This window comes from Mycobacterium sp. 1245499.0 (assembly GCF_001673615.1).
Classification (GTDB): domain Bacteria; phylum Actinomycetota; class Actinomycetes; order Mycobacteriales; family Mycobacteriaceae; genus Mycobacterium; species Mycobacterium europaeum_A.
The window spans coordinates 1-10,667 of the sequence record NZ_LZMG01000098.1; the positions used below are offsets into that span (position 1 = coordinate 1).

General features: G+C 66.3%; 12 protein-coding genes, 1 tRNA gene and 1 pseudogene. 3 read left to right on the forward strand and 11 right to left on the reverse strand.

Features of this window, described 5'->3' with window-relative positions:
* Positions 1-153 (reverse strand): annotated as a pseudogene (locus tag A5646_RS05115) (MCE-family protein MCE1A); the annotation flags it as partial.
* Positions 154-464: 311 nt separating this feature from the next.
* On the opposite strand from A5646_RS05115, the gene A5646_RS05120 reads away from it, so the two are divergent.
* Together A5646_RS05120 and A5646_RS05125 are read left to right on the forward strand one after the other, a co-directional pair.
* Complete coding sequence (locus A5646_RS05120; RefSeq protein ID WP_066881664.1) at positions 465-1,001, forward strand: hypothetical protein; 537 nt, start codon at positions 465-467, stop codon at positions 999-1,001.
* Between the two features lie 20 nt (positions 1,002-1,021).
* On the forward strand, positions 1,022-1,510 hold the full coding sequence (locus A5646_RS05125; protein WP_066871102.1) for a glutathione peroxidase: 489 nt from the start codon (positions 1,022-1,024) through the stop codon (positions 1,508-1,510).
* Between the two features lie 44 nt (positions 1,511-1,554).
* Here A5646_RS05125 and A5646_RS05130 read toward each other — a convergent pair.
* The 7 genes from A5646_RS05130 to A5646_RS05160 form a co-directional block, all read right to left on the reverse strand.
* A tRNA-Met gene (locus A5646_RS05130) sits at positions 1,555-1,631 on the reverse strand.
* 78 nt (positions 1,632-1,709) lie between these two features.
* The gene (locus A5646_RS05135) at positions 1,710-2,246 is read right to left on the reverse strand and encodes a cupin domain-containing protein (protein WP_066871104.1); all 537 of its coding nucleotides are present in this window, start codon (positions 2,244-2,246) and stop codon (positions 1,710-1,712) included.
* A 43-nt stretch (positions 2,247-2,289) separates the two neighbouring features.
* Positions 2,290-2,994: a nitroreductase family protein gene (locus tag A5646_RS05140; RefSeq protein ID WP_067020333.1), complete on the reverse strand. Its 705-nt coding sequence runs from the start codon at positions 2,992-2,994 to the stop codon at positions 2,290-2,292.
* A gap of 16 nt (positions 2,995-3,010) precedes the next feature.
* Entirely contained in the window at positions 3,011-3,661 is a 651-nt protein-coding gene (locus A5646_RS05145) for an HD domain-containing protein (protein ID WP_067020336.1), read from the reverse strand.
* A gap of 100 nt (positions 3,662-3,761) precedes the next feature.
* Positions 3,762-4,463: an alpha/beta fold hydrolase gene (locus tag A5646_RS05150; protein WP_067020339.1), complete on the reverse strand. Its 702-nt coding sequence runs from the start codon at positions 4,461-4,463 to the stop codon at positions 3,762-3,764.
* A gap of 116 nt (positions 4,464-4,579) precedes the next feature.
* Positions 4,580-5,959, reverse strand: a complete 1,380-nt coding sequence (locus A5646_RS05155; RefSeq protein WP_369806909.1) for an FAD-dependent oxidoreductase — start codon at positions 5,957-5,959, stop codon at positions 4,580-4,582.
* 147 nt (positions 5,960-6,106) lie between these two features.
* Complete coding sequence (locus A5646_RS05160) at positions 6,107-6,757, reverse strand: HD domain-containing protein (RefSeq protein ID WP_067020342.1); 651 nt, start codon at positions 6,755-6,757, stop codon at positions 6,107-6,109.
* 162 nt (positions 6,758-6,919) lie between these two features.
* Between A5646_RS05160 and A5646_RS05165 the strand changes: the two genes are divergently transcribed.
* Positions 6,920-7,900, forward strand: coding sequence for a GlxA family transcriptional regulator (locus tag A5646_RS05165; protein WP_197497896.1), 981 nt, complete (start codon positions 6,920-6,922; stop codon positions 7,898-7,900).
* On the opposite strand, the gene A5646_RS05170 is transcribed toward A5646_RS05165, so the two are convergent.
* From A5646_RS05170 to A5646_RS05180, 3 genes are all read right to left on the reverse strand, one after another.
* Positions 7,891-9,039, reverse strand: a complete 1,149-nt coding sequence (locus A5646_RS05170; RefSeq protein ID WP_067020345.1) for an NAD(P)/FAD-dependent oxidoreductase — start codon at positions 9,037-9,039, stop codon at positions 7,891-7,893. The genes A5646_RS05165 and A5646_RS05170 overlap by 10 nt on opposite strands.
* Positions 9,020-9,757 carry an alpha/beta fold hydrolase gene (locus tag A5646_RS05175; RefSeq protein ID WP_231998241.1) on the reverse strand — a complete coding sequence of 246 codons (738 nt, stop codon included), beginning with the start codon at positions 9,755-9,757 and terminating at the stop codon, positions 9,020-9,022. Before A5646_RS05175 ends, A5646_RS05170 begins: the two co-directional genes overlap by 20 nt.
* On the reverse strand, positions 9,754-10,667 hold a 914-nt coding region (locus A5646_RS05180; RefSeq protein WP_067020348.1), incomplete at its 5' end, for a methyltransferase. The genes A5646_RS05175 and A5646_RS05180, both read right to left, overlap by 4 nt.

A 10,667-nucleotide genomic window follows, 5' to 3' on the forward strand; every position in this document is an offset into this window, starting at 1 on the left:
GCCGATCTCCACCCCGTTATACGTCACCTTCGAACCCGGATCCATCACCAAACCGGCCCGCGACGCAATCATCGTCAGCTGCGTCTTCTCGGTGAATGCACCGCGAAACTGGCCGTACACCAAGGCCAGAATCAGCCCGCAGACAAGCATCATGGCGAGGGCGATCCACTTGTAGGGCGGGGTTCGTTGCGAGTTGATCTGCACGGGTGAGCTGGGACCTGTTTTCGTCGACAAGACCGCCGCCACCCCTCACGTCCGCGCCGCCGCCTGCCGGCGCGGCGACAAATCCACTCCCCTGCCTTTGCCAGGGGCTTCGTAACTGTGCACTAACGAAGTCAGTGAAATGTACCGCGACGGCCGAACTTGTGCGAACCGCTGTTCACAAATTCGTCGGGCGCCGCGGTTGGCAAGATGCCGGGTCTACGCTCGATGAGAACCTCGATGAGGACAACGAAAGGTGCGCGATGCTGGCAGCGTTCGGATTCGAATCCCTGGGTGTGGTCGTCGGCGACATGTACTTCATCGACCCGTCCCCGCTCGAAGGTCAGGAGACGCCGGAGCGCGGCGTCAGGCTGGAACTGCGCCTCGTCGACCGGGCCGAGCCGCAGGGCTCGATCTACGCCGGCGTCCCGATCGCGTTCACCCGCCCGGTGTGGCGGGTCGACCTGTTCGGGTCCACCGAGAGCCCACCCGGGACCCTGGACCGCGCCCATCACCACCCGCAGTTCAACGGGTGGGAACCCAGCCGCCGGCACTTCGTCCCCGAACTGTCCGCCGACCCGCTGGCCTGGTTGACCGAGCAGCTCGCCGACCCGGCCGCCGTGCTGGCCCGCGCCGGCGTCGACGCCGACCAGGTCAGCGAGGCCGACACGGCCGGGCTCGCGGCGGCCGCTCCGGAGATCGTCGCCGCCGTGAAACGGTTGCTCGACGGGGTGCGCAACGGCGAGCTCGCCCCGGAGCCCGCCGAGCCGGTCGCCGCCGCCCGCACCGGCTGGCTCTGACGTGCGTTAGCGTCGTCGGCGTGACCCTGAAAAACATCGCCCTGACCACCCTCGACGGCCGGCCGACCACGCTGGCCGAATTGTCGGACGGCGCAACGCTGGTCGTCAACGTCGCCTCCAAATGCGGGCTGACGCCGCAGTACACGGCCCTGGAAAAGCTGGCCAAGGACTATCGCGACCGCGGCCTAACGGTCGTCGGCGTCCCCTGCAACCAGTTCATGGGCCAGGAGCCGGGCACGGCCGATGAAATCCAGGAGTTCTGCTCGACGACCTACGGCGTGACGTTCCCGCTGTTGGAGAAGACCGACGTCAACGGCGACGGCCGCCACCCGCTGTACGCCGAGCTGACCAAGGCCGCCGACGCCGACGGCCAGGCCGGCGACATCCAGTGGAACTTCGAGAAGTTCCTGCTCGCACCCGACGGCGAGGTGGTGCGCCGCTTCCGGCCCCGCACCGAGCCCGACGCCCCGGAGGTCATCAGCGCCATCGAGGACGTGCTGGCGCGCTAGGCATGAAAACGGCCCCCGGAGCTATCTCCGGGGGCCGTTTTACCTGGTAGCGGGGACAGGATTCGAACCTGCGACCTCTGGGTTATGAGCCCAGCGAGCTACCGAGCTGCTCCACCCCGCGTTGGTGAATGCCAGGTTACCGAACCGGTCTCTCGGCGACCAAATCGCCCGCTCAGCGGGCATCGAAGCCGCGAACGGCTCAGTGCGACGGCGGGTTCAGCCCGTATCGCTGGGCGATGTCGTCCATCCACTCCGGCGAGCCGTACGTCAGCCCATATTTGTCGGCGAGCTTGCCGAACTCGGGCAGCTCGTGCAGCGGTGTGCCCGCCGGGTCCTGGTCGTGCTCGACGAGCAGCTCGCCCAACTCGCGGAAGTAGTTTTCGAACCCGCCGGGGGTGATGACCTCGATGATGCGGCCCGGCTCGCTGCCGGCGTTCCACATCGCGTGCATCTGCCCGCGCGGCTTGGTGATGTATCCACCGGGACCCAGCACCACTTCGCTGTCGTCGGAACGGAACCCGATCTCACCGGCCAGCACGATCGAATGCTCGTCCTCGCGGGTGTGCCGGTGCGCCGCGGTGAGCAGGCCGACGGCGAACGGATGCTCGACGATGGACACCTCGCCGCCGTTGGTCTTGCCGGACAGTTTGAACACCGCCCCGAAGCCCGGGAGAGTGACGACCTCGCCCTCCCCCGGTTGCACCACGGTGACGCCGATTGGATCTGGTCCGCTCATGTGAGATACCTTCCTCGCAAACCCGTTGCGCCGCAAGACGTGTTCAGCCCGCCGCGGCCAGGCCGGCCGTCATCTCGTCGTGCGGCGGCCACAGTGGCTGCGGCACTTCGATGCCGAACGGCTTGTCCCAGCCGTTGCGGGACGAAACCTGGTGCACCGGATGGCGATTGGCCGCGACGCCCCACCTGCCCAACGGGTAGCCCAGGGTGAGCATCGCCGACATCTTCCAGCCCTGCTCGGCCGGAACTCCCAGTAGCTCGTTCACCTCGTCCTCGAAATTGCGGAGCACCATCGTCATGACACCGCCGACTCCCTCGGCGCGGGCGGCGAGCAACGCACTCCAGATGGCCGGGTAGATGTTGGCGCCGCCTAGGTCATCGATGGAGTAGACGAACAGCAACAGGGGGACCTCTTCGAAATGGTCGGCCAGGTAATTGCCCGAGCCCTTCATTCGGCGCATCGTTTCGGCGTGCGCGGCGGGATCCGCTCCCGGCGCCGTGGCGACCATCGGTCCCGTTCCCGTGCTGAACTTCTCGTATTCGATGGCGCGGGCCTTGCGGAACAGTTCGGCGAACTTGCCGATGAGTTCCCGATCGTCCACGGCCACGAAGTGCCAACGCTGGGTGTTACCCCCGTTCGGGGCGCGCACGGCCGCATCGAGTATCCGCGCCTGGGTCTCCAACGGAATCGGATCCGGGCGCAGCCGGCGCATCATCCGGGTGGTGTACAGGCCTTCGTAGATGTCCATTGTTCTGCTCCTTCCACTATTCGGGCCAAGGACTGTTGTGGATCGCGTCGACCATGTTGGCGGGCGTGAAGTTCGGATCGAAATGCGCCAGGACGTCGGCGTTCATGGTGCCGTAGGTGGTCTCCGGGCGGTGCTTCATGCCTTCGTTGAAGGCGACCAGGATGCGGTTCTTGAAGTCGGGACGCGGGTGGGCCGCGGTGACCGCCTCGACAGCGTCAGAAGGCAGGGCCTCGCGGCCGGCACCGACGACGTCGGTCGCGACACCGGCGATGAGCAAACTGATTTCCGGGTCCAGGCGGGCCGGCACGCCGGGCGTCGTGTGCAGGGCGATGCCCAACCACACCTTCTGCGCCTGCGCCTCCTCGACGCCACGTTCCACCAAGAATTCGCGCGCCGCGTCGGCACCGTCGATTTCGAAGCGCTCGGTCGAGGCGCCGTAGCGCGACGTGAGACCCAGGTCGTGGAACATCGCCGCCACGTAGAGCAGTTCCAGGTCTGGGTGCAGCCCGAGGCGGCGCCCGTGAAGCGCGCCGAAGAAGTACGCCCGCCGGGAATGGTGGAAGAGGACGTCGTCCTCGGCGGCGCGGATGAACTCGGTTGCCTCGCGCACCAGCGCGGTGTCGGGGACCACGATGTCCGCAACGGCTGTTATCGATGGAATGGCCATGACCGCGTCTCCTTCACTGCTTGCCTGAAGTGTGCGCCGCCGCGCGGTCAGGGAGGAGTCGGTTTGCGGCCGTTCTTCCCACAGAATCCGACATTGGCCGTCAGGCGGTGAGGATCGCCTGGGCCACCTCGTCGGGGTGGGTGAGCAGCCCATTGTGCGTGCCCGCAACGACGACCGGCCGGACCCCGATCCGCGCGGCCGATTCGGCCGCCGGCCGCGGCATCGCCAGGTCGTCTTCGCCGGCGATGTAGACCAACGGGATGCCAAGGTCGATCGGATGGATGTCGAGGGCACCGAGGAAGTAACCGCCGGGCTGAACGGTGAGCAGGTCCGCCACCAGCCGCTGTAGGTCAGCACAAACGCCCTGCATCAGTTCCCGTCCGAGATAGTCCGCGGTTGCCGGAACGCCTCCGACCGGCGATTCCTCGATCCACCGCAGTGCGGACAGGCGCTTGTCGGGCGGGTTCTCGTCGATCAGCGACCTGCCGGGCAGCGGCACGTGCGCGTTGTAGTACACCAGTTTCTCGACTCGACCGGCGAGCACTTGCGCGGCGCCGGTCGCGGGGAAACCGCCCCAGCTGTGGGCAACCAACACCACCGCGCCGGATTCCCGCCGCCGCACCTGCCGGGCGATGTAATCGACCGCATCGTGAAGTTGGTATCCCGAGGGATCCTCGCCGTCGCCCATGCCGGGCAGCGTCAAGGTGATGGCCCGGTGGCCCGCCGCGCGCAGCCGCTGGGCGACCGGACGCCAAGACCACGCCCCATGCCAGGCGCCGGGGATCAGGACGTATGTCGACATGTCCGCTAATCAGCCGGGGCGGCCGGGCCGGGCGGCGGCCAGGTCACCGGTGGCCAAATCCCAAGTGTGGCAGTCGCTTCGCGTCATGTCCTGCTTTCTGTCGATCGAGGCAGCGCTCACGCTGAGGTCCGAGTCGCTATCGGGACGTTCCGCGCATTCGGAACCATGCGCAGCATCGTGGATGGATGAAACAGCTCCGCGCGCCGGCCGACCATGTTCATCAGATGCAGGAATCGCTGGACCATTTCCGGGTCGGTTTGCGCGGCGCGGACCATGCGCTCCACCAGAGCGTTCCTGAGCCGCACCGACACGGTTCGCTTCCCCGCTATTTGCGGCAGTGCCAGGTCCGAACTCACGGCGGTGTGCCAGGCCACGGCGATCTCCTTGGCAGCGCGGCCGAAGAACCGCCGTGGCAGTTTGTCGCCGCCGTCCCGAAGGCAATCACGCAGAATCAACGCCTCGATGGCGGCGATCGACATGCCTTGGCCGTAAAGAGGATTGAAATTGCACAGCGCGTCGCCCATCACGATCAGGCCGTCGGGCGTGCGCGTCAGCTTGTCGTAGCGTCGCCATCGATTCGAGGGAAACTTGTAATGCGTGACGTTCGCGAGCGGTTCCGCGGCCCGCGCGGCGGCCAGCACATGTGGGGGCGCTACACCGGTCAGACAATCGAACAGGGCGGCGCGATCGGTGGGCGCCGGTTGCCCGGACAGAGTTTGCACCGCGAGCATGTACGCGTTGTTCTCCCCGGCGAACATCGCGAATGCGACCGGGCGGTTGGGCTGGGCGGCGGTGAGCGTGACGTTCTCCCGCAAGGTGCCCGGCTCCACATAAACCGGCAGACCGGCGTAGGTGACGTGCACCTTCAATTCGTCCTCGCGTGGACGGCGATACCCGAGTTCTTCGAGAAAGATCGGTGTCCGCGACCCGCGGCCCGTCGCGTCAACGACAAGGTCTGCGGTCAGGACGCTTTCGGCGCCCGAGTCACGTCGCGCCACCACGACACCCGTCACGCGGGCGCGCTGCTGGGTGGACGTCAACCGGACCGCGTCACAGCCCTGCAGCAACTCGACATTGGGAAGGGCATGCACGCGTCGACGTAGGTTCCACTCGAGAAAAGCGCGGTGCGCGTAGTGGATAACGATCGACTCCGGGTCTGGGACATTGCCCGAGCGCAGCAACTCGTGTCCACCGAAATTGATGCAGAGGCGCGACAGGTCGCCGTCGTCCCAGACTCGGGCACCGCCGACCACCAATTCGTCGAGGAAACCGGGAAAAAGCTGTTCCAAACTTCGTGTCAGCCGTGCCGGTGGGATGTGCGGCAGGCCGCCTTGCGGGACCCCGCGGCGGGTCCGCGGTCCGTCCGGGAGAACGTCTCGTTCGATCACGACAACGTCGCGATAAAAGTCGGCCAGTGCCCGTGCCGCCAGTAAGCCGGTGATGCTTCCCCCGAGAACTATTGCGGTGTCCCCGATTTCGGACGCGTTCGTCTTCAAGCTGACTCCTGTGATCGCACCTGATGAGAACCGCCGCATCCCCCGGCGGTCACCGCTCAGTCTGCTGCGGTGACCGTCGGGGCACCGGTGCGATTTCAGACCGCTATCCCACAGTTCGCGACATCACCGGCCGCGCGGACGGAGCGCCTACTCGGGCCAGGTGTTGTTCAGGATGATCTCGACGAAGTCGTCACGGCGGAAGGTGGGATCGAAGTGTTGCAGCACATCGGCGTTGACGGTGCCAAAGGTGCTGTGCGGGCGGTGTTTCATGCCTTCGTTGAAGGCAGCCAAGATTCGCCGCTTGAAGTCGGGCCGGGGATGCGCCGCGGTGACCGCGGCGAGGGCTTCCGCGGAAAGGTCGTCGCGTCCGATGCCCAGCACGTCGGTCTCGACACCGGCTGTGACCAAAGCGATTTCGGGTTCCATGAATTCGGGTATGCCGGGCGTGGTGTGCAACGCGATGCCGAGCCACACTTTGGCGGCGTCGGCCTCGCCGACGCCATGGTCCAACAGGAAAGCCCGCGCCGCGTTGGCGCTGTCCACCTCGAAGCGCAGGGTGGAGGTGCGATACCGCTCGGTGAGGCCCAGGTCGTGGAACATCGCCCCGGCGTACAGCAGTTCCAGGTCGGGCTCCAGGCCCCGGCGCCGCCCCTGCAGCGCACCGAACAAGAACACGCGCCGCGAATGGTCGAAGAGCAGGTCACCCTCGGCCTCGCGGATGAACTCGGTGATCTCGCGAACCAGCGGGGTGTCCGGTATGACGATGTCGGCGATACTCTCGACGTGTTGAGTGACCATGATCAACCTCCTGTGTCGGGTGGACTGTCCTCAGTATTCGACCGCGCCGTTCAAGCCACCCGAATCGTTTGAGCCGTCTTCACCACAGAATGCGACGCGTTCGTCACCGTCGGTCGGCCCGCTAGCCGCCCAGCCGCCATATTTCCCACAAATTGCGACACAATGGCTGGCGTGACCGAAGCCAAAGCGCGTACGCGGGTGGTGGTGATCGTCGTGTTCGACGGGGTGACGCTGTTGGACGTCGCGGGCGCGGGTGAGGTCTTCGTCGAGGCCAACCGGTTCGGCGCCGACTACCAGGTCAAGATCGCGTCGCTGGACGGGTGCGACGTGACCAGTTCGCTCGGGTCCCGACTTGGCGTGACCGACAGCATTGCTGCGATCGAATCCGCCGACACCGTCCTGGTCGCCGGCAGCGACAACCTGCCCGCGCACGCCATCGACCCCGCCCTGGTCGAGGCCATCCGATCGGTGTCGGCCCGGACCCGGCGGCTGGCCTCCATCTGCACCGGGTCGTTCGTCCTCGCGCAGGCGGGCCTGCTCAGCGGAAGGCGCGCCACCACGCACTGGCACGATGCCCGGCGGTTCGCGCGTGCCTTCCCCGATGTCACCGTCGATCCCGACGCGATCTTCGTCCGCGACGGCAACGTCTTCACCTCGGCCGGGATCTCGTCGGGCATCGACCTGGCGCTGGCGCTGGTCGAAATGGATTACGGCACCGAACTGGTCCGCAACGTTGCCCGGTGGCTGGTCGTCTACCTCAAACGCGCAGGGGGCCAATCACAATTCTCGGTGTTGGTCGAGGCCGATCCCCCGCCGCAGTCGCCGCTGCGTGCGGTCATCGACGCGGTCGCGGCCGACCCGGCCGCGAACCACAGCGTGCAGTCCCTTGCCGCGCGGGCGTCACTGAGCACCCGTCAGCTGACCCGGCTCTTCCAATCCGAGCTCGGGATGACCCCGGCCCGCTATGTCGAATTGGTTCGCATCGATTTCGCCCGTGGGGCATTGGAATCCGGCCGGTCCGTCAGCGAGTCCGCGGGCATGGCCGGCTTCGGCAGCAGCGAAACCCTGCGACGCGTGTTCGTCAACCACCTGGGCATCAGCCCGAAGGCCTATCGGGACAGGTTCCGAACGGCCTACGCCTGAGCGATCGAATGGCAGTCTTGCGAGATGCGCCTGGCCAGGGTTCGCGATTGGTTCGCTACGTAGCCGATCAACGCTGGGCGGCTCAGCAGACCATGGAAGTACAGGCCATCGGCCGCAGGCGTCGGCGCCAGCAGGACCGGTCCGCCGTCGGGTGCGAGTACCCTCAAGTGCCCGACCAATGGGCCCAGGCCGGGCCCGTATCCGGTCGCGCAGATCATCACGTCGGGTTGAATTCGTGCACCGTCGGCCAGCGCCGCCTTGGCACCCTCGAGCGCGCTGACCGCCCCGACCACTTCGATGGATCCGTCGCGCACCGCGTCGATGACCTCGCGGTCGACCACTGTCGGTGCGGCGTGCAGCCGGTGGGCTCTGGCAAACGGGCCTTCCTCCGGAACAGGCAGACCGAATTCTTGGAGGTCGCCGAATGCGCGGTGGCGCGCTGCGTTAGAGATCCGGTCGGCTACCCGCGGGGGCAGATGGAACAACGGAATCGAGAGCACGTCGTTGGGCAGCCCGACAGGCCCCTTACGCGGCAAGAGGTTTGGTGGAGTTCCTACCGAGAGCCAGACTTTGGCCGCCGCGCCTACGGTCAGGTCGTGGGCGATCTCCATTCCCGAGGATCCCGACCCGACCACCAGCACACGCTTGCCCGCGTACCGCGCCGGGCCTCGATAACTCGATGAATGCAATAGCTCACCGCTGAAAGTGCCGGCCCAATCCGGGATCAAGGGAGTGTGCAGGTAACCCGTGGCGACCACGACGTGTCGAGCGTCGAGGTCGCCGTCAGACGTTGTCAACCGCCATCCCACCGTACAGCGGTCGATCCGCTCGACCGTGGTGTTGAGCCGGAGGTCGATGCCGTCCTCGCGCGCGTGTCGGTCAAGGTGCGCGACGACCTGGTCACGAGTCGGATAGAGCGGAGTCCCCTTCGGGTATGGCCGGCCCGGCAAGTGGGAGAACTGCCGACCGGTGTTGAGCCTGAGCCGGTCATACCGGCCGCGCCACGACGCGGCCACTGCATCGGCCCGGTCGATGAGCAATGGCCGGATTCTGTTGTCCTTCAAGCTCAGCGCGGCAGAAATGCCGGCCGGGCCGGCACCAATAACCACTACTGCCCGGTCAGGTCGCGAGGATCGCATTGGCCACTTCGTCGGGGTGGGTCAGCATTCCGTCGTGTGTCCCCGGAACGGCGACCGGTTTTACACCGAGCCGGGCGGCAAATTCGGGCCCCGGGTGCGGCATCGCCTGATCGCTGTCGCCGGTGACGTAGGCGGTGGGAACACCGAGACTCGCCGCATCGATGTCGAGAGCGCCGAGGAAGTAGCCGCCGGGTTGCGGGGTCATCAGATCCGCCACCAATCGCTGCAACGCTGGGGCGACGCCTTGCAGCAACAGCTGCTCGACGTACTCCAGGCTCGGTGCAATGGCGCCGAACGGTGATCCGTCGATCAATTGCAGCATCAACTCGCGTGTGTCTGGCGGGGTTTCGTCGACGAGCGACCTGACCCGAACCGGCACAAAAGCGTTGTAGTAGACGATCTTGCTGACCCGGCCGCGCAGAAGGTGAGCGGCGCCGGTCGCGGGGTAGCCGCCCCAGCTGTGCGCGACGAGGACCACGTTGTCCAGCTCGAGCCGGCGCACCTCGTTGACGATGTAGTCGACCGCGTCCCCGAGCTGGTAACCCGACGGGTCATCGCCGTCGCCCAGACCCGGCAGCGTCAGGGTGATCGCCCGATGGCTCGCCGCGCGAAGCCGGTTGGCAACCGGCCGCCAGGACCAGGCGCCGTGCCAGCCGCCTGGAATCAGCACATACGTCAGCCCTTGCGTGTCCGGCGGTAGGGTCCCGTCGAGAGTCATCTGGCGCGAGCCTCGATCACGCTGAAATCCGTTTCGGTATCGAAGATTTGAGTCATCTCGAAGCCGGCTTCAGCGAGGAGTCGCTGATACTCCTTGGCGGTGCGTTCACGCCCATCGTTGAACAGCAACATCTCGATGTCAGCGATCTTGCCGATGAATTCGCGGGTGTCTTCGGGGATTACCGTCTCGACGAGCAGTAAGGCCGCGCCGGTCGGCACAGCCCTCCTCACATTCCGCAGGATTTGCAGCGCCGCGTCATCGGACCAGTCGTGCACAATGTGCTTGAGCACATAGGCATCAGCTCCCGGCGGAACATCGCAGAAGAAGGAGCCCGCAACCAGGCGAACCCGTTGCGCCACGCCTAACTTTCGTAGCAGCGGCGCTGCTTGGGCCACCACATCGGGAAGGTCGAACAGCACACCACGCGTGTTCGGGGCCGAGGCCAGGATGGCCGCGAGCAAGCGGCCATGACCGCCCGCGACGTCGACGATGGTAGCGAATGGCGTGAAGTCATACGCCGCTACGAGCGGTCCATCTACGTACGCCGACAAGCCGGTCATCGCGTCGTTGAAGATCGCACTGAATTCGGGTTCGTCGCGCAGGTAGTCGAAGAAGCGCTTACCGCGTAACGCCTGGACCGGCGAAGTGCCGGCTCTAACAGTCTGGGTGAGCAGGCTCCAATGTTCGCGCTCCTGCGGTGCGCCCACGAGCCGCGCCAGGGCCGCCATAGATACCGGGGCGTCCGAGCGCAGCAGGTCTGCTCGCTCGGTCAGCTCATAGCGGCCATCGTCGCCCTGAGCGAAGATGCCCTTGCTGATCAATGCTCGCAACACCCTGCGCAACGCATCGGAATCGGCTCCGACTTTGTCGGCGAGTTCATCGATGTGCAGTGGCCCGTCGGCAAGCGCAT